This is a genomic window from Arcticibacter svalbardensis MN12-7 (assembly GCF_000403135.1).
GTDB lineage: Bacteria > Bacteroidota > Bacteroidia > Sphingobacteriales > Sphingobacteriaceae > Arcticibacter > Arcticibacter svalbardensis.
Genome location: NZ_AQPN01000116.1, coordinates 13,415 through 37,320, shown reverse-complemented (window position 1 = coordinate 37,320; position 23,906 = coordinate 13,415). Strand labels below are relative to the sequence as shown.

Here is a 23,906-nt window from a genome sequence, read left to right as displayed (position 1 = left end):
TTCTAACTTTGCAATTAATGAAGAAAAGTATTTACAAGAGTCCTGTTACACCACCTTGAACTTTCCATAAGTTCTGTTAATTTTTCAAAACTAGTTTTTTCCTTTTACCATTTCAAATTCATTTACTATATGAGAAGAGTATACTTGCGCCTGTTTGACATAAAACAGAAGATTGATTATAAAATTGAAATACTTGCGGGACTTACCGTTGCATTGGCTTTAATACCAGAGGCTGTCGCTTTTTCTATAATAGCAGGTCTGCCTCCCTTGGTTGGTTTATATGCAGCATTCATGATGGGATTGGTTACTGCAATAATAGGTGGCCGTCCGGGAATGATTTCAGGTGCTACAGGTGCAATTGCAGTAGTAATTGTAGCATTAGCGAAAACACATGGGATTGAATATGTATTTGCTACTGTTGTAATGGCAGGGCTGATTCAAATGATAGTGGGCTTTTTAAAACTCGGAAAATTAATCCGTCTGGTTCCTCATCCTGTGATGTTTGGCTTTGTAAATGGTCTAGCAATCATTATATTTTTATCACAGCTGGTTCAATTTAAAACTGTAGTGAACGGGGAGCAAGTTTGGTTAAGTGGTCAGGCTCTATACCTGATGCTGGGATTGGTAGCCTTAACTATTGCGATAATAGCTATTTTGCCCCGTTTCACCAAAGCAGTGCCAGCTTCACTGGTGGCAATAGTTGTTGTATTTTTAATCGTAGTTGGTTTTAATATCGACACCAAAACGGTAGGGGATATTGCTTCTATAAGTGGTGGTTTCCCTCCGTTTCATATTCCTGCTGTTCCTTATAGTTTGGAAACATTGAAAATTATTTTCCCTTATGCGGCTATCATGGCAGGGGTTGGTTTAATTGAGAGTTTGCTTACCCTAAACTTGATTGATGAGATTACCGAAACGCGTGGAAGTGGCAATAAAGAATGTGTAGCACAGGGTAGTGCGAACATATTAAGCGGATTGTTCTTCGGCATGGGTGGATGTGCAATGATTGGTCAAAGTTTGATCAATATTTCCTCTGGTGCCAGAGCTCGTTTATCTGGAATTGTTGCGGCAGTGATGTTGCTGGTTTTTATTATGTTCGGCGCACCTCTGATAGAAAGAATGCCTATGGCTGCTCTAACAGGTGTGATGATTATGGTTTCCATAGGAACATTTGAGTGGGCGAGCTTTAAGCTGGTTGGTAAAATGCCAAGACATGATATTTTTGTTATCGTAGTAGTGGCTGGAATAACCGTGTTATTGCATAATCTAGCCTTAGCGGTATTGATAGGTGTGATTATTTCCTCCCTTGTTTTTGCATGGGAAAGTGCCAAGCGCATCAGGGCAAGAAAGTATGTGGATGATAGTGGAATTAAGCATTATGAGATCTATGGTCCCTTATTTTTTGGTTCTGTTACCGCTTTTAATGAAAAATTTGATGTTTTGGGCGATCCTGATGAGGTGGTTATCGATTTTAAAGAAAGTAGGGTTGCTGATATGTCGGGAATTGAAGCTTTAAACAAGCTGACCGAGCGGTATCGAAAAATAAATAAGAAGCTTCATTTAAGGCATTTGAGTGATGATTGCCGAATCTTGCTTAAGAATGCAGATCAAGTTATAGAGGTGAGCATTCTAGAAGATCCTACCTATCATGTTGCTACTGACAAAATGATATAATCCTGTTCCGTTGATTATCGGTTTTAAAAAGATTGAATTTGTTTTTCAATGCTTTCAAGTTTTGATAAATTTCTGATAATTACAATATTACTATTACCACTTTGCGGTATGGCTATCATTTGAGTCATGCCGCTTTTTCATTTTGTGATTTTTTGAATTTTCCTATTGAAACGATTTAATTAAATAAAAAAAAATATCATAATTTCCTGCGCTATAATAAGAATTTTACCAACTACAGTGTGTAAAAAGCTTTTAGTTTTAATTTTATAATTGCTTTTATCTTATTTGAATGAACCATTTTTGTCTTCCTGTGTTATCTATTTGAACTTATTGTAGATTCTGAATGTTTATGGAAAGTATTTATTGCTACTAAAGCAATTAAATTTTTCTTTTTTTTAAATGATGCCAGAATTTTCAATATGCATTAGATCATTTAATAAATAGAATACATGAAACGCAGCGTTAAAAGTTTAATAGGTTTTACCATTGGTGCTACTGATGGAGAAATAGGAACGGTTAAGGAGTTTTATTTTGACGATAAAACCTGGACGATCCGTTATTTAATTGTGGATACAGGGAATTGGCTTTCGGGAAGAAAGGTATTAATTTCACCTGAGGCAGTAATAACACCAAATTGGGAGCTTGAAACATTTTTTGTGAATCTAACGATGGATCAGGTAAAAAATAGTCCAACCACTGATACCGAAAAACCAGTATCCCGTCAGCATGAAATTGAATTATATAAACATTATACCTGGGGAAGTTACTGGGGTGGGATGGGACTTTCGGGAATGGCTTCGTCTTTCCCTATATCAATGGGAGAGGAAATAGAAAAAGAAAATGAGGTTCCCGTTAATGATACCTCAGAATATGATTCGAACTTACGTAGTACAGCTAACGTAAAGGGGTATAACATTAAGGCAAGTGATGGGGAAATAGGTGATGTTGTGGACTTTATATTTGATGACAGCAACTGGAACCTTGTATTTATGGTTGTTGATACGGGAAGTTGGTTTCCTGGGAAAAAGGTTTTGATATCGCCTAAATGGGTAAAAGATATAAATTGGTATACCTCAACAGTGATGGTCAACTGTACGGTAGATCATGTTAAGAATAGTCCTGAATATCAGCCTGATGAGCAAATAAGTGAATCTTATGAAGCGAATCTTCAAAATTATTACGGTAAGGCTATCTATACTAAAGAGGAATCATAGTGTAGGGAATTACGGTTTGTACGGTTCATGTAATTCGGTAATATGAATAAAAAAGGCAGTTCCATATAGGGATTGACTTTTTTATGCATGCTATATTTAATTTACTTTTCTTTGCATAGGATTGCCACCTTCAGTTGATCCTCTTGGCAAAGTTTGTTGTTTGAAAAGTTCAAAACGAGAGGGTTGGTACTCCCGTGGCCAGCTATTGTTACTTTCATCAATATCTGCTGTTTCGCGGTAAGGATCAAGACGTATTGATTTCACTTCTTTAGTTTTAGCAAATACCTTTGTTACGTTTTGTTCATTCATTCTCCAGATATAGGCAGAGATTTTCTCTGTTTCTGTGGTTCCATCGGTATAGATCCATTCCAGGATGATTGGCATGACGCAGCCTCCTATATTGCTGAATGAAAGCTGATATAAATAATTATTACTATCATACAGTTTTTTCTCTTCTGGTGATAACTTACTGTAAAGCTCATCATAGGCTTGCTTTGCGGAGGGTGTGCTTGCAAAACGGTCATACGTGGTATAAAAATCCTGAAGTGAACTGTCTGATTCAAGTGTAAACTTTTGTCCCTCACTTTTATTGCGGATGCTGCTAATATTCTGCCTGTCCCTTTCTTCTTTTTTACGGTTGTTTAGACTTTCTGTATCCGCACTTTGGGCTACGCGGAAAAGTTTAACGCTGTCGATGGAGATATCCACCGGATCTGTGCCATAGAACCAGCCACGCCAAAACCAATCTAAGTCAACTGCTGATGCATCTTCCATGGTTCTAAAGAAATCAGAAGGTGTAGGGTGTTTAAAAGCCCATCGTTTCGCGTAGGTTTTAAAGGCGTAATCGAATAATTGTCTTCCCATCACTGTTTCCCTCAATATATTTAATGCAGATGCTGGTTTTGCATAGGCATTGGGACCGAAACGGACAATGTTTTCAGAGTTGGTCATGATAGGCTCCAGTTCATTTTTGGGAAGCTTCATATAGTCGACAATCTTATGTGCAGGTCCCCGTTGAGATGGATAATGGTTATCCCATTCCTGTTCGGCCATAAATTGACAAAAAGTATTTAATCCTTCATCCATCCAGCTCCATTGGCGTTCATCAGAGTTGACGATCATTGGAAAAAAGTTATGACCAACTTCATGAATGATTACACCGGTCATCCCATTTTTAGTTGCCTCACTATAGGTTCCATCTTTTTCGGCACGGCCATAGTTAAAACAGATCATGGGATATTCCATTCCGTTAGATGCTTCAACAGAAATGGCAGTAGGATATGGGTAAGGGAAGGTGTGTTTGGAATAACTTTTAAGGGTATGCGCCACCAGCTTTGTGGAGTAACGGCGGTAAAGAGGATAGGCTTCGGGACCGTAATAAGACATAGCCATCACTTTTTTGCCACCTTCAATATTTGTAGCCATGGCGTCCCATACTAATCTGCGGGAGGATACCAATGCAAAATCCCTTACGTTCTCAGCATGAAACACCCAGGTTTTCTTGCTTTTGGAATGTTGCTGCATTGTTTTTTTAGCATCAGAAAGGGTCACTATTTCGACTGGCTCTTTGGAAATTTGCGACTGCTGCCATCTTTTGGATTGTTCGGCGGTAAGTATTTCTGCGTAGTTTGCGCATTCTCCGGTAGCTCCTACAATATGATCGGCCGGGACGTTGAGGCTGACTTTAAAGTTACCAAATGCTAAAGCGAATTCACCTCTTCCTGTAAATTGTTTGTTTTGCCAACCCTGAAAATCACTGTAAACCGCCATTCGGGGATACCATTGGGTGATGGTATACAGATAGTTATCATCGTCGGGGAAGTATTCATATCCACCTCGACCTCCTGTAGTGAGGCGATTGGATAAATTGTACCACCAGTTAATGTGGAAACGGAACTTCTGACCAGGAAGCAGTGTAACAGGTAATTCAATTCGCATCATGGTTTCATTGATGGTATAGGTCAGCGCTTTGTTTGTTGCATCTTTTATACTCACGATGTGATTACCAAGATCAAGATTATGCCCCATGATGTCCTGAAGTTGCTTCATTCCCATCTTTTCCTGTATTTTACTTCCATCGAACTTTGCACTTTCAGCATTTTTACTGTGCTGGTTTTCATCCAATTGCAACCATAAATAAGTTAAGGGGTCAGGGGAGTTATTATAGTAGGATATGGTTTCAGAGCCATCCAAACGCTGGGTTTCGTCATTCAGCGTAGCACTGATTTCATAATCAGCTCTTTGTTGCCAATAGTTGGGACCGGGAGCACCTGATGCTGAACGGTAGCTATTAGGGCTTGGCAGAATGGTTTCCAGCTGCTCGAACTTGTTTCCATGGTTGGAGCCAGGGTTTCGGTCTGTTTGAGCGCTTAGATCCATCACTGTAATGAAAAGTAGGGCTGTGAATAAGATTTTAATCATTCGATATTAATTAGCTGAAAACGTTCGATACACATGATAAAGGCTATACCAAATATAGCTGATGATAGAAATAATTTCCAGTCTCGCCTGGATATGCCTAAAACGGATACTATTAAAAAGGTGAGTAATTGAATTAGAATAACGAGGAAGAGTTGTCCTAATTCAAGTCCCAGATTAAAAGAAAATAAGGGGCCCGTAACGGCATCACTGCTTCCTAGTAAACTTTTCAGGTAACTTGAAAATCCAAGACCATGAATTAACCCAAAGAATAGGGCTGCTATATAATTAATTTTTAGTGTTGAAGTCTGGTTTGTATTCAGGATAGACAGCATACAGGTCAATGCTATAGTAACTGGTATTAGAAATTCAATGATGGATGTATTCACATGTATGAGATCTAACACATTTAAGGCTAGAGTAAGGGAATGCCCAATGGTGAAAGCAGTAATGAGTATCAATACTTTTTTCCATTCTTTCAGTAAATAGATCCCACATAATGCGGTTATAAAGAGGATATGATCGTATCCTTTCCAGTCGCATATATGTTGCCAGCCGAAGGAAAAATATAAATTAAAGTCCTGCACTTTGCAATTCTATTAATTTATCATTTCATTTGCAATGAAATTTTTATAAAATATTCTAAATGTTACAATTAATTATATCATTCCTATTGTTATTTCATCCCTTTTATGTCAGTGTAACTGAAATAAAGCATAATAATAAATCTAAATCGATAGAAGTAAGCTGTCGCATGTTTTTTGATGATGTGGAGAGCGCATTAAACAAGCAATATAAGGTAAAGCTGGATATCAATAAGACATCTGACAAGAAGTTGGTTGATCAGTATTTAGGAGATTATGTTAAGAAACATCTTGAAATTGTTGCAGATGGAAAATTGCTAAACCTATCTTACGTCGGTTTTGAAATTCAGGAAGATGCGGCATGGGCTTATCTGGAAGTAAAAGGAGTAGGGCACGTGAATAAAATAAGGGTGCAAGATAACCTGCTTTATGAGCTGCACGCTGAGCAGATCAATATGATTCATGTTATTATCGGTGGAAATAGAAAAAGTACTAAACTGGATAACCCTGAAGATAGGGCTTCTTTTGTTTTTTAGCAAGGAGGACGTTATTTTGGTTGTCGGAACGTTAGCGTAAACTATCATTCACAAATGATGTTTCATATAAACATTAGATCTAAAATGACGAACGTAATTAAAGTAGCTTCAGTAGTATTTATAGTAAGTGCAAGTTTCTTGGCCTGTACCTCTGATAAGAAAGCAAAAGAAAGCGCTGATGGCTCTATTGCTATAACACAATCTGACAGCAAAACATCCCCCGTTGATACCTTAAAGAAATTTAAGGATCAGGATTGGCTTTTAATTCCTGGTAAATCTGCAGGAAAAACCACTCTTAATGAAGATGCCGAAGAGGTGTACAAACGACTAGGTAAACCAGATGGGGGAGATGCGGCAATGGGTAAGTCTATTGCACTCTGGTACAGTAATCATGATTCTACTTTACATTCTGTATCAATTTATACGGTAAGAGATATGGGGAATGATCCGAAAGCATTGGTTGCTCAAATCAGGATAACGTCGCCTCTATTCAAAACAAAAGAAGGGATTCATACCACTTCTACTTTGGATACCATCATGAAAGAATTTCAAGTGCAGAAAACAGAAGGCTATAAAGATGCCGGTAAAGACTATACTGTTTATGATAGCAAATCGGGTATTTCATTTGAGATGGATGGTAAAGAAACATGCGTAGCCATTATTATACATAAAGCGGGACAAATTGGAAATGGTACTTATTTAAAATTCAGGACAACTAACAAGTTTATAACAAGATAGGTGAAATGATTTGTTCCGGATTTCCTTTGGTGTCTTATATCGCAGTAAGTGTAACACGGCAAAAGAAACGCTTCATATCTTGCCTCACTGGACATTTCCAGGTCGGGAAGGTGAAGTTACTCCTGTTTATTGTTATACTAGTTATCCTTCCGCAGAGCTATTTGTAAATGGCAGAGCATGGGAAAACAAAGTAAAAGCAATACGACCAATCTAACCCGTTATCCAATATGCTTCAGTTTAAAGTATCAGGAGAAGGTTCTTACAAAGCAGTAGCTAATGGGAAGCTACTAGTCTGGAATTATTTCATCTCCCTCAAATGAAGGTATTCAGTGGTATGTTGGTTGGAATTGTACAATCTTCTGAAAAAGCAGATACACTAAAATACCGTTAGTTCTAAAGGGCTTAAGTCAGCTCTTACAGAACTATCAGTCAAATGATTAGGATATTAATTATAGTTAAATGTAAGTTTTACTTCCCTTACCGAATTGGTGATTATTCAATTAAAGAAGATAAACGATTGATGAATTCATTTTTACATAGGAATATTATTCAATTAATATTCCTATGTAAAAATTAAAGCTATCTGCTTCAAAGTTTTCTTTTGTTGCCCCTGGTAAATCAATTGCTGTAAAGGTAGTTCCAGGTTGGATAAACTGATATTGGCCTCCCTTAATTCTTACTTTTACTGTCATGTCAAAGCCTTTTACATCAGCAATCCAACGGCATAATATTTTACCATTTTCAAAACGTACTTCCAAAACAGGGATATTTACATGCTGCAGGTACTGATCAAAAACTGTTGTCAGGTTTTTGCCAGATTCCTTATTAATATAATCGACTATCTGTTTATAGGTTACTGTTTGATGATAGAAGGTTTTGTTCAGACCACGAAGAATTTGCAGCCACTTCTGATCGTCATTAATGATCGTTCTAATCATATTGAGCATGTTCCCACCTTTTTCATACATGTCACCAGAACCTTCATTATTTACCCCATATGTACCTAAAATAGGTTCTACATTGTCAATTCCACCTCTGGTACCATGGACATACTCAAGGCCAGCTTGTTTACCATATCGACTTTCTACAAACAAAGATTCAGAATAATTGGTAAAACTTTCATGGATCCACATATCAGCAATATCCTTTGCAGTAATATTGTTCCCAAACCATTCATGTCCACTTTCATGCACAATGATAAAATCCCATTTTAATCCCCATCCTGTACCTGAAAGATCACGTCCTTTGTACCCGTTTTTATAGCCATTTCCATAGGCAACAGCACTTTGATGTTCCATTCCCAAGTGTGGAGCCTCTACTAATTTATATCCATCCTCATAGAATGGATAGGGGCCAAACCAATGTTCAAATGCCTCAAGCATCGGTTTTACATTTTCTCCAAACTGGATCTTTGCATTAGTAAGATTTTCGGGAAGCACCCAATAGTCAAGGCTTAACATTCCTTTTTCTCCCTGGTACTGATCACTAAAATGTGCATAATCGGCAATATTGATTGCCACATCATAATTATTAATGGAGTTGGCTACAAACCAATCATAGCGGGTATATCCATCTTTTAGTTTCTTAGTTGCGCGCAAACGACCATTGGAGACATCTTTTAATCCATTAGGGACTGAGATGCTGATGGCCATGCTGTCGACTTCATCGCTCTGATGGTCTTTAGTCGGCCACCAGATACTGGCGCCCACACCCTGACATGCTGTAGCTACGAAAGGTTTCCCTGATGCATCTTTTGAGAACACAAAGCCGCCATCCCATGGAGCGTTTTTGGCAACAATAGGGTATCCTGAATAAAATACCCGGAAAGAATCCTTTTTGCCCTTATTGATTACTGTAGGAAAGGTGACAAATACGGCGTTAAATTCACGTGTATAAGGCAGCTCTTTACCTTTGTACATAATCCGTTCAATCTTCAAATTAGCAAACAAATCAAACTGCAAGAGCTTAAAATCAGTAGTAGCCGTAAATTTAAATTCATTTGAGCCGCTTATAAAACGGTCATCAATATTGACCTTCACATCCAGATGATAATAATTGATATCGTAACAAGTTCGTAATGGCGTCAGTTCCCCACGAAGAGAGTCACTACGTGTAAATACAGGTATGGGTGCTTTTACCTGTGAATGCACTCTAAAGGAAACAGCTACAAACAATATGATCGATAAGGAAAGGAAGGACTTCATGATAAATAGGTATTAAAAACCGCGTATTCTCAGAAATTAAATAAATGCAAACAAGACCCTCTATTAATCGGGTTCTTTTAACAATTAGAATTTTATTATTTCAAAAATATACTAGTTTTTATTGATTTCAAACAACAAAATGTGTACCCTAAATCAAGATCTCAATTATCGCTTGATTTAGGGTATGGAAATTACAAATGTTCGATACTAACAGCACGGGCACCAGGAGGACAGTGTTCCTTTAAAAAACGTGTAAATAATTCTGCCAGATGCTCAGAAGTTCCATCTCCTTCATTTATGGAATGAGAACGGTTGGGGTAAGACATTAAACTAAACTGTTTTTTATTCTTAACCAATTCATTGATTAACATTTCTGCATTCTGGTAATGCACATTATCATCACCCGTACCATGAACATATAAGAGATTGCCTTTCAGGTTTTTTGCATGTGTAATCGGTGAGCCATTTATAAAGTCTTCTTTGTTTTCCTGAGGAAGGCCCATATACCGTTCCTGGTAGATGTTATCATACATGAGCTGATTTCCTACAGCAGCGACAGCAATCCCGGTTTGGTAAATATCTGGATATTGAAACATTAAGTTCAGCGTAGAAGATCCACCTCCGCTCCATCCCCATACTGCAATTCGTTGTGCATCAACAAAAGGCCATTTCAAAATCTCTTTTGCAGCCATTGCCTGGTCACGAATATTTTGCATTCCTATTTTCCGATAAATAGATTTGCGCCATTCTCTGCCTTTAGGTGCAGGAGCGCCACGGTTTTCAATGGACATGTAAATATATCCGTCAGCTGCCATATCTCCTACATATTCTCTGTTCAAACCAGTACCAAAGCGATCCGTTACTGTTTGAGATGCCGGTTCTCCATACACATAAAACAATACCGGATATTTCTTTTTAGGATCAAAGTTAAGCGGCTTAACCATCCAGCCATCCATTTCTACACCATCAACAGTTTTGACTTTAAAAAACTCTGTTTTCGCCAGATTAGTACTTGTTGTCGTATTTCCACTTAAAAGTTCCCGGTGTTCAGGCAAACTGACAACCTGAGCGGTAGTGCTCATGCTGGTATTACTGAAGGAGTGAAGTGAAATTTTGCCATTAGGGGATACATCATACTTATGAGTTCCTGATTGGGAAGCCGGACTAATACGTGTTGCTTTACCACCGGAAAGACTTATCCGATATAAGTAATCTTGAGTTGCATTATCAGGTGAAGCCATGAAATAAACATATCCAGCTTTTTCATCTATCAGACTAATGGTGATTACGTCAAAATTACCTTTAGTGATCAGGGTTTCTTTGCCTGCCAGGTTTACGCGGTAAAGATGTCTCCATCCATCTTTCTCACTTACCCAGATAAATTCTTTTCCTTTATTGATCCATTCCCAACCAGTAGGATCATCGGCACTCCATCGTGATTTAATATCAATCCATGCAGCGTCTCTTTCAGTATAAATCACTTTTGAAGAACCATCTGTTGCATTGCACAACAAGATCCGGCTTTCATTCTGTTTACGGTTTAGCTGCTGAATAATAAGCTGATTTGAATTGGAGCTCCATTCCATTCTAGGGATATAGTGCTGAATAGGATCTCCGGGAACATTCATCAGTGTAGATTTTCCTGTATTCACATCAACTACTGCCAACCTGCAGGCACTTGGATCTTCACCCGCTTTTGGATATTCGACCGGGATGGTGAATGAATATGTAGAATCGGTCGTATTCAGCATCAGGTAATTTCGAATGCTACGGGCATCTATCTTCCAGTAAGCAATCTTTTCACCGTCTGCTGACCAACGAAATCCATCCCTGCAGCCAAACTCTTCTTCATAGGCCCAATCAAATGTACCATTGATCATTCGATCCGTTCCATCCTGTGTAAGCTGTTTAATCGTTCCTGTACTAAGCTCTTCTGTAAAAAGGTTATGTCCGCTTACATAAGCCGCTTTTGTACCATCGGGAGAAAACTTAGCGAACATAAGAGAGGATTCAGGACGAGAATCCCCTAACTTTTTCAGTGTTTTCGCTGTCCGGTCATATACCCAATAATCACCACGTGTATCATAACGCCATACTTTTTTTGTATTGGTATGAATTAGGATTTTGTTTTCGTCTTTAGAAAACTGAAAACGCCGAACCTGAAGAGGAATTGAGCTACCTGTAGGCGTCAGCATCAGGTTATTCAGTACTGTTATCTGTTTTGAAGGATCTTTTACGTCCCTTTGTACGATTTCGTTTCCTGAAATACTGTAAAAGCCGTATCCATCCTTTGTCCACTGAGTTTTTTGACCAAATTGCGCATTAGCACAATAAAAAATAAAAACAACAAAGAATAACGTTAAATAAGAAGTCTTAATGATGGGCATCTGTGAGTATGTGTATTTCAAAATTTGCTTTTTATGTATTAAATGCTTTCAAAATTTGTTAAAACCATTATAACGAACAAAACTGCTATTTTATGCAATAGAGGTTTGCCTGTTTTCTGCTATTTGGCCAAAATTACAGTAATCTTTAAGTTTCTTATAATTTATATCCTCCTTTTGCATCTTTAGAGTTACTAAATCATTTGTTTATGAATACTTCCAATTTTTATGATAGGGTTAAAAATGATATAAACTCTCTATCTTAATTTTTACGAATTATTAATCGCAATAAAGGAAACGGATTCAGAATATGATCCAAAAAGTAAATGCTTTTCAAAAGGATTAAATATGGGCATCGAATTCTTTCCAGTTAAGCGACTCGATAGATCAGCTGATCTGGCAAATATTTCATACCAATACCAAAAAAGCGCCGCGTTAGCTTATGAAAAAACAACAAATCATAATTTTAGTGCTGGACTGACTAATGAATTGAGTATCAGTGTATTTCTGGTACTTTAACATACGCTGATTTAGCTTCAAATAAATGATTGGTTCCAAAGGAATTTTTCTAGTAACCATATATTAAGAACATATTTACACAAGTAAAAAGGGGCTGTCCCCAAAACAGTTTCTTTTTGTTTTATTTGCATACATGTTGGTTCCCGCAGCCTTATAGCAGGTCGAAAATGGGAACGTTGCCAGTCTCCATTATGGGAATATTTATCATCAAGTTGATACATTGGTTTAATTAACATGAAAATAGGTAAAATGAAAATCTTAAAGCTTTCATTACCTCTCAATATTTCGCTAAATAGTCTTAAATAAACATTAAATCCTAAAACTAACCCTTTTATGAGAACAGGATTAATTTGCTAATACGCGCATTAAATTATACTTGTTTCTATATTCATTAGGTGTCAAACCCGTTACTTTTTTAAAGGTTGTCCGGAAAGCTTTTATATCCGTATAACCCACATCATACATAACTTCATTAATATTCTTGCGACTTTTTTCAAAGCTCCTTTTAGCAGCTTCAATTTTAATGCGCTGTATATATTCCAATACCGAATTGTTAGTAGCTATTTTAAAGCGTCGTTCAAAACTCCGGCGGCTAATCACTACGATATCAGCCAGTTCGCTAATACTGATCCTTCCCTCAATATTTTGTTCAATATAGTCCTGCGCCTTTTTTATCGCTTCATCAGCATGTGCCTTTTGCCCTTTGAAAATTGCAAAGGCATTTTGACTGTCCCTGTCAATATCAATAGCAAAAAATTTAGCTACCAATATGGCTATTTCCCTGTTCGTGTATTTTTCAAGGATGTATAACAACAAATTCCAGATTGAATTAGCACCTCCACTCGAATAAATACTCCCCTCATCGGTAATGATCGTACCATCAACCACTTCGATATTCTTATACATACATCTAAACTCATTATAATAAGCCCAGTGTGTGGAACATTTTTTTCCATCTAACAAACCTGTAGCGCCTAATAAAAAGGCACCCAGACAAAGAGATGCTACTTCAGCTCCTTTCTTATGCAGTTCTTGTATGTAAGGAATGGCGGCTTTGTTCAATGCTACAGCTTTACCCATGTCACCCAATAATGCAGGAATGATAAACAGATCAGTTTCATCTACCTCACTCAATAAACGTTTTACTGTAACGGTATATTCACCATCCAGCACTTTTACATTTCTGGTCAGTCCTACAAACTCAACATCAAACAAAGGCTCTTTGCCCATCGATTGTAAAAACTCATTGGCGCTATTAAATACACGATATGGGGGCGTAACCGATTCTATTACCGAACTTTCGGGTACATATACAGAAACTTTAATCATAGTAGAATGCCTATACTGGTTAAAAAATGCGCTATCTTATACCAAGATAAATATAAAAAGGATATGTCGCAATTTACCCCTTTAATGTCGTTGTTACACTCGATAAAAGGGTGGTAGACATTGTATTTTTACTTTATCAATTACAAATGAAATGAACACAACCCAATTAACCGAGGACATACAAGTCCATTGCATTACAGCAAGCTCTTTCCCCGATGGTGTCCAGCAGGCACATGAAACTTTGCATCGTTTGCTTCCTAATGATATCCATCGCAACTATTTTGGTCTTTCATGGCCCGATCAGGATGGATCCATCATTTACAAAGCGGCTGCAGAAGAAGTACAAAAAGGAGAATTAGCCAAACATTCTCTGGAAACAAAAACAATTTCAAAAGGCGAATATTTATATATAGATATACCTGATTTCATGAAAGATATCCCCGCCATTGGAACAGCTTTTCAGACATTGATACACGATGAAAGGATCGCAGCAAACGGATTCTGCATTGAATGGTATCTGAACCAGAACCTATGCCGCTGTATGGTAAAAACAAAGGAATATGAAAATAAATGAAATTATCTATTGGGTAGCAACCATCCTTATCGTTTTATTTGAAGGTGTAATGCCCGCTATATTTGGTGGTTCGGAGCAAGCGAAAAGTGGTATTTCGCATTTAGGTTATCCCGATTATTTCAGGGTGTTGCTAAATTGTTTTAAAGTAGCAGGTGCTACCATACTTTTACTTCCTGTATTTAAAGGCCGCATAAAAGAATGGGCATACGCCGGATTTACCTTCGATTTCATTTTTGCAAGTGTATCTCATGCTGTTATTGATGGATTTGGGATGATGGCATTCTTTCCAATTATTATATTGGCAATATTAGCGGTATCCTATATCTACTACCATAAAATTCAAAAAAAGAGCCATTCTGAAACAGTTTTCAATAAAATCAATCAATTATGAACAATTCAATCTATCCCTGCCTGACGATTAAAGGCAAAACTGCTGAAGCAGCCGAATTTTATATCAACGCCTTTGGTGAAGGTAAAATTTTAAATACCTCCTTCTATGTAGTTCAAATTCAATTGAGTGGACAACGGTTCATGTTGCTGAATGATGGACCATCTTCATCACCCAATCCATCCATTTCGTTTATGGTCATCAGTGAAACCCCAGAAGAAACCGAACAATACTGGAAAAAATTAATTGAAGGCGGAAAGTCCCTAATGCCACTGGATAGCTATAATTGGAGTGCAAAATATGGATGGGTGCAAGATAAATATGGGGTCTCCTGGCAACTATATACTGGCAGTAGAACCGATACACCTCAGAAATTCACTCCAACTTTCATGTTTACGGCATCCCACGCAGGTAAAGCAAAGGAAGCGGTTAATTATTATACCCAACTTTTTCCCCATTCTACCATTCAGGGTTTTTTAAAATACAGTGAAGGCGAAGGTGAAAATACAAATTATATCAAACACGCCCAATTTGACATCAATCAGTATATACTAATGGCAATGGACAGTTCCGCTGATCATGGTTTCGAATTTAATGATGCCATCTCTTTAGTTGTGGAATGCAATACACAAAAGGAAATTGATACCTATTGGGATGAGCTTACTACTAATGGTGGGAAGGAAGTGATGTGTGGTTGGCTAACAGACAAATACGGAATATCCTGGCAAATTATCCCTAAAGTGTTAGGCGAATTAGTAAAAGAACCAGAACGTGCACAAAGGGTCATGGGTGCACTGATGCAAATGAAAAAACTGGTTATTGCCGATTTGGAAAATGCCTAGAATATATGGAATAATACGCCTATAATCAGCATAAAAAATGAGCAAAGGAATATAGATAATGAGTTTTGGATGAGCCTCAGGAGGTTCCTCCAAAACTCATTATGGAATGTAAAATTTGTTGGAAAGGAATTTTAGAGAACTAAATCATATTAGTTCAGGAAAACTCTACCCTATTTAGTATGTCATAAGAATATCTCTTTGTGAGAAACATTTGAATAAACAGCGTGTTTAAATAGCAATGGATAAGTCAAACGAAGATTCACAAAGCAAAAAATCAGTGCAGGTCAGATCTGGATCACCTAAGGCCAAAGGTATTTTAATAACTATTGTTATTGCCTTGGTTCTTCTCTCCGGGATTTTTATATGGAAAACTATAGAGATCAACAGCTTAAAGAAAAATGCAGCAAAAGATCGGCAAACGCTTACTGAACAAGCAAATACCCAAATAGTGCAATCTCATGAAGCGCACCTTAAATTATTAGCTAAGCCATTTGTTTGGGCAATCCGAACCGAAATGATGCAAGGCAACATCAGCCAGGTTAACCTTTACATGAATGAAATGGTCAAAGAAAAGAACTTTCAGAGCATTGTTGTGGTGAATGATAAAGGAGTAATTGTATCCTCTACGGATAAGAAAAATGAAGGAAAGCCATTCTCTACTATAGGTAAATCTACCGATCTCAGAAGCAACGGAACTAATCTGGTTAATCTGAATGATAGTGTATTGGTTATGACCAGCCCAATAATGGGATTTAATAACCGTTTAGGAACACTTTATGTAAAATATTCCGTTCCACCTTCCTCCTTAAAATAAATGAGGTAAATAGGCATTGAGAAGCAAAATCTTATTTAATTAATACCTATGAGCTACCAACCCATTGAAAATTACGGAATAGTAGGTGACCTGAATACAGTAGCTTTAATTGGGTTAAATGGTTCCATTGACTTCATGTGTTTCCCAAACTTCGATTCACCCAGTATTTTCGCTGCATTACTCGACGAGGAAAAGGGAGGTTCATTCCAATTAAAACCCATATTCACAGAGATGAAAACAAAACAATTGTATCTTCCTGATACAAATCTTTTGTTAACACGGTTCCTCTCACCTGATGGCGTGTCCGAAATTACAGACTTTATGCCCGTCGAGGAGCTCTATAACGGTAAAGAACTCATCAGAAGGTTAACTACTATTCGAGGTGAGGTAAAGTACTCCATGAAATGTATGCCCCGTTTCAATTATGGAAAAAGCACACATACCGTAAAGCAGATATCAAAAACAGAAGTGATTTTTACTTCCACTGGAGAAAATGAAACTGTTTTAAGATTAGTAAGCTCTGTCCCTTTACACGTATCCGGTTTAGATGTAACTGCTGATTTCACTTTAGCTCCTAACCAAAAAGCCGATTTCCTGCTTGAGCATGTGGAAAAGGAACATGATCCGGATAGAGATTTTGAATCCTTTATTACAGAGAGTCTGTTTGAAACCGTTAATTACTGGAAAAGTTGGATGGCACAATCCACTTACCAGGGAAGATGGCAGGATATGGTGAATCGTTCTGCATTAGTTCTTAAGTTACTTACTTCCTATAACCATGGTTCAATAATTGCAGCAGCAACGTTCAGCTTACCCGAAAGCATTGGTGCTGAACGCAATTTTGATTACCGCTTTACGTGGATCAGAGATGCCTCATTTTCTATGTATAGTCTAATCCGCCTGGGATATACGAAGGAAGCTGGAGCATTTATCCAATGGGTTGAAAGACTCTGCCATGATATAGAGCATGGGAAACGACTTGGTATTATGTATGCTGTTGACGGTCACAGGCAGCTCGAAGAAAAGATCCTGGATCATTTTGAAGGGTATAAAAAGTCATCTCCAGTGCGAATAGGTAATAATGCCTATGGTCAGTTGCAGCTGGATATATACGGCGAACTCTTGGATGCGGTATATTTATACAATAAATACGGGGAACCGATATCCTACGACTTTTGGAAGAATCTGGAAAAACATATTGATTGGTTAAGCGATAACTGGGATCAGCCCGATGAAGGGATCTGGGAAGTTAGAGGTGGTAGAAAGAAATTTCTTTATTCCAGATTATTGTGCTGGGTAGCATTTGATAGAGCCATAAAAATTGGAGAGACGCGCTCATTTCCGTTAAATGATAAATGGAAAGCAGAACGTGACCTGATCTTCAACAGTATATATACTGATTTCTGGGATGAAGATAAAAAAGCTTTTATGCAGTATCCAGGTGCACAAACTGTAGATGCCTCTGCCTTACTGATGCCACTTGTCCGCTTCATTAGTCCTATAGATCCCCGATGGCTTTCTACATTAGATCGAATTGAAAATGAACTGGTATCTGATTCACTGGTATATCGGTACAGACCCCAAGTTGCAGCCTCTGATGGCTTTGTGAGTCATGAAGGAACTTTCTCCATGTGCACATTTTGGTATGTAGAATGTTTGTCAAAAGCGGGTCAACTGGAAAAGGCCCGGTTGTACTTTGAAAAAATGCTGGGTTATGCCAATCATTTAGGTTTATATTCAGAACAACTGGGCTTTCAGGGTGAACATTTAGGTAACTTTCCACAAGCATTCACTCATCTGGGCTTGATAAGTGCTGCTTACAATCTGGATAACCAACTAAACGATAGCCGCAATAAAAATGTTAAAACCCAATAAATAGCACTGTTTTTTGTATGAGTTTATCTCGGAAACTACCATTTAATCTCTTTTACTTACTCAAAATATTAAAAGGTTTTGGTACTGAGTACAGCCTGTGTTCCAGGGTAATTTATATTTGAACGATCTTCAGCAGTTATAAAAACTCTTTTTGGTTTAAAAGGAGTTACGGCCTCTAAAGTTCCAGTAAGTCCGCTGGTAAAAAAGCCGCTAGAACTTTTTAAGTTCCCCAGATTTTTTGTTCCATTATCAGTGGTTTCCATCCAAACCACGTAAGCAGCTTTTGGGGGATGTAATCGTGTGGACTCTGCGAGATTTTTAATCTCAATCTGAATAGCATAATTTTTATTATCATCCCGGCTTATCTTTACATATCCCTGCGCCGCAGGAACCACTTGAGAAGTATCAAATCTTACTTTTTTAGAGCATGAACTTAGAGAAAAGCTTAGTAATAAAAAAGTCGTTAAAAGAAGATTGAAGTTAAACCGTATATAGGTAGATGTTTTCATTTTAAATTTATTTTTGGAGTGATGAAATAGTAGCCTGTATTCTGTTTTGCTGAAATTACTGCATACTTAACCTCATAAGAATTAAATAGTTTAATTTATTTAAAATTTAACCTCAGACCTTTCTTTTTAATTTAATATCATTGAAATAATTAATCTTCTTTTTAAATGATGTAACTCTGCTAAAATTAGAACTCACTCGTGGTTTCCTGGCTAGCTTTTAGTGAAACTGCACTTAAGGACTGCAATAAGAGAGCAATAAGAATCCAGTATGAGTCCGACTTTATCGTGTTTAAGTGGGACTTTTACCGGATTCTTATTGCATATTTTATCTGATCAATAAGTATTAGACCCGATAAAAAGGTTAGTAAAAAAAATCCTCCTGATAGAAAATATTACCCTACTCTGATATCTTAAGAGCAACAAATAGTATAGATTAGATCATTTAAATAAACGAAAATTAAATATGATATTAAATAAAAAAATTGCCCTGGTTACCGGAGGCAGTAGAGGTTTAGGTAAAGACATGGCCCTAAGTCTTGCCAAAAAAGGGGTTAATGTAATCCTTACCTATAAGAGTAAAAAAGAAGAAGCAATGTCCGTTGTAGCTGAAATTAAGCAGGCAGGTGTTCATGCTGAAGCTTTGCAATTAGATACAGCAGACATTAAAAGCTTCGATTCATTTTTTGCATCACTTGGTGAATTATTAAAAACCTCCTTTGATGCCGATCATTTTGATTTTTTGATTAACAATGCTGGTATTGGGATCCACGCTTCTTTCGAGGAGACCACTGAAGAGCAGTTTGATCTCCTGATGAACATTCACTTTAAAGGAGTATTTTTCCTAACTCAGAAAGCGCTTCCTTTACTGAATGAGGGTGGACGTATTATCAATCTTTCTTCTGGACTTGCCCGGTTTAGTACTCCTGGATTCGCTGCTTATGCTTCGATGAAAGGTGCTATTGAAACCTTAACTAAATATATGGCCAAGGAACTTGGAGCACGTGGAATTGCCGTGAATGTAGTTGCTCCGGGAGCTATTGAAACTGATTTCGGCGGTGGTATGGTGCGTGATAATGCAGAGATGAACAAGCTAATTGCTAGTGGTACCGCCTTGGGCCGGGTAGGTCGGGCAGATGATATTGGAAGTGTAGTGGCTTTTTTATGTTCTGATGATGCCAAATGGGTCAATGCGCAACGAATTGAAGTATCAGGAGGAGTGTTCATTTAGACTTCGAATATCTACATAAAAACTAACACCCGCTTTTTGAAGGCAGGTGCTAGTTTTTATGCGCTTATGTTCTAACCCTATATAAAATACGTTAGCTTAAAAGCCAAGGCTTTCACTATCAATCGTGTTAATCAATTTCCCCATCTTTTTTTGAATAATTCCAAAATGATGTAATTCTTGAGGGCTTACTAAAGATATAGCATCACCGGGAGCTTCAGCACGTCCGGTTCTTCCAATCCGGTGTATATAATCTTTCGGTGAACGGGGTAATTCGTAATTAATTACGTAAGGTAGAAAGTTGATATCAATCCCTCTAGCCATTAAATCCGTTGCCACTAACACTCTTAGTTCTCCTGATTTAAAATCCCGTAATGCTTCAGTTCTTGCGCCCTGACTTTTTTTACTATGGATAGCTTTGGCATCTATTCCGTTTTTGCGAAGTTTATCCGCAATATTGTCGGTTTGGTAAGTGGAAGCTGCAAATACCAAAACCTGTTTCATGTCATGCTTTTTAATCAGATAACGTAACAGTGGACCTTTTTTCTCATCAGGTACTAAGTAGCCTACTTGAGTAATGGTATCGATCGTATCCTGCTCAGCATCTATCTTAATAACAAGCGGGTCGTTTAATACAATTTGATTTATCTGTTTGATATCATCAGTCAGCGTAGCAGAAAAAAGTAAATTCTGACGCTTTTTAGGCAACAAGTCAATAATCCTTGTCATCTCTTCCTTGAAACCTAAATTCAGCATTTTATCTGCTTCGTCAAGCACCAGGGTATCAATATCAGTTAAGTGTACTGCTTTTGAATCCAGTAATTCCAATAACCGACCGGGAGTAGCAACCAGGATATGCACACCCTGTAAAGCCATCATTTGTGGATTTATTGAAACGCCACCAAAAACAGCTAATGTTTTAATGGGATGAGTAAGGAATGGACTGAAAACCTGAAATACATCTTTTACCTGTACAGCCAGTTCACGGGTAGGAACCAATACCAAAACATTCACATGTCTGTTTTTTGTTTCAATGGTATGTTGAAGGTTCATTAAAACAGGCAATACATAACCAGCTGTTTTCCCCGAGCCTGTTTTAGCAATTCCTAAAATATCTTTTTTATTCAGTATGGCGGGTATAACCGCTTGTTGAATAGGAGTGGGTAATGTATAATTCTGATCTGCCAATGCTTTTAATAAAGCGGGCGATAAACCTAATGAAGTAAATGGCATGTTGTCTTTTATTTGAGGATATCACGAAATACTGCTGTTAATCCAATGCCAAGTATAAGCCTTTTTAAATTTAAACAGGCTATAGGAGGTGATTTGCTTTGGATAATCATCTTACAGCAGGCACAAATTCATTTAAGAATTATTATCTTTCAGTCTTAAATCTTTAGAACATGGGCAAATTATCTTCCTTAAAAATTTTCTTTACGCTGATCTTGATGTTATCTATTTCGGTTTCTAGCTTTTCTCAAAAGAAAAAAGCGGAGGCTGAAATTAAAGATATTATGAAAGATCTGGATGTTGCGGGACTTTCTGTTGTCGTTGTAAAACATAACAAGATCATCTATACCAATTGCTTCGGTTTTCAGGATATTGAAAGCAATAAGGTGCTTAAAGAAAATGCACTCTTTAGAATCGCGTCTATATCAAAATCTTTTTCAGCTACCTCTATTATGCAGCTGGTTGAGGCAGGTAAACTATCGCTTAGCGATGATTTCAGCAACCTGGTAGGCTTTAAAGTAAGAAATCCTAAATTCCCAAATACCGTGATTACTTTAAAAATGGTTATGTCTCATACCTCCAGTATAAACGATAGTCAGGGTTATTTTAACCTGGATAGTATTAATCCGGATAAAAGCAGGGACTTTGCAAAGTGTTATAATGATTATGCACCAGGAGCAGGATACGAATACTGTAACCTGAACTACAATATGATCGGTGCTGTGATAGAAAAAACTTCAGGCGAAAGGTTCGATCAGTATATTAAAGGTCATGTCCTTGATCCACTGGGACTTTACGGAGGCTATTGTGTGGATTCTTTAGATAAATCAAGATTTGCTACTTTATATGAGTATGATTCTCTGTCAAGGAAATTAACTCCAGCACCTATGGCTTATGAACCACGTAGTGAATTAATCAAAAACTATACTATGGGTTACAGTACACCCGTATTTTCGCCTACAGGTGGTATGAAGATTTCCGCTACTGATCTGGCAAAATACATGATGATGCACATGAACTACGGGCAATATAATGGGGTAAAGATCATTTCAAAAGAGAGCGCATTGACGATGCAGACTAAGGTATCAGAGGGAGAAGGGGGTTATGGTTTGGCACTCCGTGGATCGCATGACCTGATTCAGGGTAAAGCAATGATGGGACATACCGGTTCGGCTTATGGCCTTTCCAGTGCTATGTTTTTTGAGCCAAATGAGAAGTTTGGTATTGTTGTAATTACCAATGGAAGTAATCCGGCTTATCTTCCTGGTGGTAATGATATTAATGCGGTACTACGAAAAACGATAAACTGTTTGTATTCCAATTTTATAAAATAAAACCGGTAGCACATGGTGCATTCTTAAACAACAGGGCAATAAAAAAAGCTTAAAGATTTATAATTTCTTTAAGCTTTTTTAACATAATCAATTAATTATCAGTTCACTGTTGGCTTGTTAATGGAGAAGAAGATCAAGTCGACAAAATAATGCCCCCTTGGATTTTAACAGATTTCAGGTCTCCAAGGAGACAACATCCAGTATATCAGAATTTCTGGAACCGTAAGGGATTAATGTCTGAAACAGGGATAAAGAAAATGGCATTCTTTACTCTTCAAAACTTTAACAATGCCATGAAAGAAAATATAAGTAACACAGAAATCAAGCAACACAAATATGAAAACTTATAAACGATTATTCGCAGTAACGCTGCTATTGTTATTTGCCGCTTGCTCAAAAGAAAACACCGCAACTAAAATACCTTATATCACTCCCGAAGAATCGGATGGAGTAACATTAAAAAGTAGTGCTTCTTTTCCATGGGGGGCCGCAGTTAATGTGGGTTTAATGAAAAGCAATGCTGCCTACAGGGCATTGGTGGAGAAGGAGATGAGCAGTTTGACTTCTGAGAATGAAATGAAGATGTCGCGCATCAGATCTTCACAAACAGCATGGTATTTTACTGATGCCGATTACATTGTATCTTTCGCGCAGGAACATAATATCCGTATACATGGTCATACGCTTATCTGGCATCGCTCTCCAGCATGGCTGGATACTTATCAAGGTGATGCAGCGGCATGGGAAGCGATGTTTCAAGAATATATTCAGACAGTTGTGGGCCGTTACAAAGGTAAAGTAGCTTGATGGGATGTCGTGAACGAAGCGATTAATGAGGATGGCACACTCAGGGCAAGCATCTGGCAACAGAAATTGGGCAATGACTATATAGCCAGAGCTTTTCAATATGCACATGAGGCAGATCCGGATGCCTTATTGTTTTATAATGATTACGGAAATGAATACTCCGCTGTTAAGCGTGAGGCGATACTAGCACTCGTGAATGGTTTAAAAAGCAGAGGAATTCCGATTAATGGTATTGGGCTTCAGATGCATACCCGGTATAATCAATCGGATGCTAATCTGGCTATTGCAATAAATTCGGCTGCTCAAACAGGATTAAAAGTACATATTGCGGAACTTGATATTGCTGTTAATCCGGATAATAATCAAAGTCTGACCTTTACTTCTTCACTTGCGCAACAACAAGCAGAAAAATATAAGTTCATTGTTAAAACATACAATGCAATACCTAAAGCTCAACAATTTGGTATAACTACATGGAATTTAACAGATGGAGATACCTGGATCACTGGTGAGTATAGCCGTCCGGATTGGCCACTTCCTTTTGATAGCAACTACAAGCGCAAAGCTGCTTACCAGGGAATTTTAGAAGGGCTCAAATAAATAGAAACAGGCTAACAAAACAAGCTCAAGATGAATTACGCAATATATACTACTATTTGATATTTACGGTAATGTTTTCATGGCAAAACATTGACAATCAATATTAAA

Annotated in this window: 19 protein-coding genes and 1 pseudogene; 13 read left to right on the top strand and 7 right to left on the bottom strand. The window is 37.6% G+C overall.

From position 1 onward, the window contains the following. Positions 1-129: 129 nt before the first annotated feature. A complete protein-coding gene (locus ADIARSV_RS16030) occupies positions 130-1,674 on the top strand; it encodes a SulP family inorganic anion transporter (RefSeq protein WP_016196668.1) in 1,545 nt (514 codons plus the stop codon). A 449-nt stretch (positions 1,675-2,123) separates the two neighbouring features. Next, positions 2,124-2,888, top strand: a complete 765-nt coding sequence (locus tag ADIARSV_RS16025; protein WP_016196667.1) for a PRC-barrel domain-containing protein — start codon at positions 2,124-2,126, stop codon at positions 2,886-2,888. Positions 2,889-2,984: 96 nt separating this feature from the next. On the opposite strand, the gene ADIARSV_RS16020 is transcribed toward ADIARSV_RS16025, so the two are convergent. Both ADIARSV_RS16020 and ADIARSV_RS16015 read right to left on the bottom strand, forming a co-directional pair. Next, positions 2,985-5,309, bottom strand: coding sequence for a M1 family metallopeptidase (locus ADIARSV_RS16020; RefSeq protein WP_040300398.1), 2,325 nt, complete (start codon positions 5,307-5,309; stop codon positions 2,985-2,987). Continuing rightward, the gene (locus ADIARSV_RS16015) at positions 5,306-5,893 is read right to left on the bottom strand and encodes a HupE/UreJ family protein (RefSeq protein WP_016196665.1); all 588 of its coding nucleotides are present in this window, start codon (positions 5,891-5,893) and stop codon (positions 5,306-5,308) included. The genes ADIARSV_RS16020 and ADIARSV_RS16015 overlap by 4 nt, the downstream gene beginning before the upstream one ends. 59 nt (positions 5,894-5,952) lie before the next feature. Here ADIARSV_RS16015 and ADIARSV_RS16010 point away from each other — a divergent pair, with 59 nt between their 5' ends. The 3 genes from ADIARSV_RS16010 (at position 5,953) to ADIARSV_RS22930 (ending at position 7,378) form a co-directional block, all read left to right on the top strand. Then, entirely contained in the window at positions 5,953-6,426 is a 474-nt protein-coding gene (locus ADIARSV_RS16010) for a DUF6702 family protein (protein ID WP_040300396.1), read from the top strand. A gap of 84 nt (positions 6,427-6,510) precedes the next feature. Next, the gene (locus tag ADIARSV_RS16005) at positions 6,511-7,164 is read left to right on the top strand and encodes a hypothetical protein (RefSeq protein ID WP_016196663.1); all 654 of its coding nucleotides are present in this window, start codon (positions 6,511-6,513) and stop codon (positions 7,162-7,164) included. Positions 7,165-7,174: 10 nt separating this feature from the next. Then, complete coding sequence (locus ADIARSV_RS22930; RefSeq protein WP_083936608.1) at positions 7,175-7,378, top strand: DUF4982 domain-containing protein; 204 nt, start codon at positions 7,175-7,177, stop codon at positions 7,376-7,378. Positions 7,379-7,709: 331 nt separating this feature from the next. Here the strand turns inward: ADIARSV_RS22930 and ADIARSV_RS16000 are convergent, their stop codons facing one another. From ADIARSV_RS16000 to ADIARSV_RS15985, 3 genes are all read right to left on the bottom strand, one after another. After that, positions 7,710-9,368, bottom strand: coding sequence for a M1 family metallopeptidase (locus ADIARSV_RS16000; protein ID WP_016196661.1), 1,659 nt, complete (start codon positions 9,366-9,368; stop codon positions 7,710-7,712). A gap of 191 nt (positions 9,369-9,559) precedes the next feature. Continuing rightward, positions 9,560-11,755 carry a S9 family peptidase gene (locus tag ADIARSV_RS15995; RefSeq protein ID WP_016196660.1) on the bottom strand — a complete coding sequence of 732 codons (2,196 nt, stop codon included), beginning with the start codon at positions 11,753-11,755 and terminating at the stop codon, positions 9,560-9,562. A gap of 861 nt (positions 11,756-12,616) precedes the next feature. Beyond that, on the bottom strand, positions 12,617-13,600 hold the full coding sequence (locus ADIARSV_RS15985; protein WP_040300390.1) for a GlxA family transcriptional regulator: 984 nt from the start codon (positions 13,598-13,600) through the stop codon (positions 12,617-12,619). Positions 13,601-13,751: 151 nt separating this feature from the next. On the opposite strand from ADIARSV_RS15985, the gene ADIARSV_RS15980 reads away from it, so the two are divergent. The 5 genes from ADIARSV_RS15980 to ADIARSV_RS15960 all read left to right on the top strand — a co-directional run bounded on the left by ADIARSV_RS15980 (position 13,752) and on the right by ADIARSV_RS15960 (position 18,093). After that, positions 13,752-14,174, top strand: a complete 423-nt coding sequence (locus ADIARSV_RS15980) for a hypothetical protein (RefSeq protein WP_040300389.1) — start codon at positions 13,752-13,754, stop codon at positions 14,172-14,174. Next, entirely contained in the window at positions 14,161-14,565 is a 405-nt protein-coding gene (locus ADIARSV_RS15975) for a DoxX family protein (protein WP_016196656.1), read from the top strand. The genes ADIARSV_RS15980 and ADIARSV_RS15975 overlap by 14 nt, the downstream gene beginning before the upstream one ends. Further along, complete coding sequence (locus tag ADIARSV_RS15970; RefSeq protein ID WP_016196655.1) at positions 14,562-15,404, top strand: VOC family protein; 843 nt, start codon at positions 14,562-14,564, stop codon at positions 15,402-15,404. Before ADIARSV_RS15975 ends, ADIARSV_RS15970 begins: the two co-directional genes overlap by 4 nt. A gap of 238 nt (positions 15,405-15,642) precedes the next feature. Beyond that, positions 15,643-16,218, top strand: coding sequence for a hypothetical protein (locus tag ADIARSV_RS15965; RefSeq protein ID WP_016196654.1), 576 nt, complete (start codon positions 15,643-15,645; stop codon positions 16,216-16,218). 48 nt (positions 16,219-16,266) lie between these two features. Beyond that, the gene (locus ADIARSV_RS15960; RefSeq protein ID WP_016196653.1) at positions 16,267-18,093 is read left to right on the top strand and encodes a glycoside hydrolase family 15 protein; all 1,827 of its coding nucleotides are present in this window, start codon (positions 16,267-16,269) and stop codon (positions 18,091-18,093) included. A 68-nt stretch (positions 18,094-18,161) separates the two neighbouring features. On the opposite strand, the gene ADIARSV_RS15955 is transcribed toward ADIARSV_RS15960, so the two are convergent. After that, positions 18,162-18,602, bottom strand: a complete 441-nt coding sequence (locus ADIARSV_RS15955; RefSeq protein ID WP_083936607.1) for a hypothetical protein — start codon at positions 18,600-18,602, stop codon at positions 18,162-18,164. Between the two features lie 463 nt (positions 18,603-19,065). Between ADIARSV_RS15955 and ADIARSV_RS15950 the strand changes: the two genes are divergently transcribed. Beyond that, on the top strand, positions 19,066-19,830 hold the full coding sequence (locus ADIARSV_RS15950) for an SDR family NAD(P)-dependent oxidoreductase (RefSeq protein ID WP_016196651.1): 765 nt from the start codon (positions 19,066-19,068) through the stop codon (positions 19,828-19,830). A 96-nt stretch (positions 19,831-19,926) separates the two neighbouring features. Here ADIARSV_RS15950 and ADIARSV_RS15945 read toward each other — a convergent pair whose 3' ends face one another. Next, positions 19,927-21,060 carry a DEAD/DEAH box helicase gene (locus tag ADIARSV_RS15945; protein WP_016196650.1) on the bottom strand — a complete coding sequence of 378 codons (1,134 nt, stop codon included), beginning with the start codon at positions 21,058-21,060 and terminating at the stop codon, positions 19,927-19,929. 170 nt (positions 21,061-21,230) lie between these two features. Between ADIARSV_RS15945 and ADIARSV_RS15940 the strand changes: the two genes are divergently transcribed. Both ADIARSV_RS15940 and ADIARSV_RS20785 read left to right on the top strand, forming a co-directional pair. Next, positions 21,231-22,391, top strand: a complete 1,161-nt coding sequence (locus ADIARSV_RS15940) for a serine hydrolase domain-containing protein (RefSeq protein ID WP_040300387.1) — start codon at positions 21,231-21,233, stop codon at positions 22,389-22,391. Positions 22,392-22,727: 336 nt separating this feature from the next. Continuing rightward, a pseudogene (locus ADIARSV_RS20785) lies at positions 22,728-23,798 on the top strand (endo-1,4-beta-xylanase). The last annotated feature ends 108 nt before the right edge of the window (positions 23,799-23,906 follow it).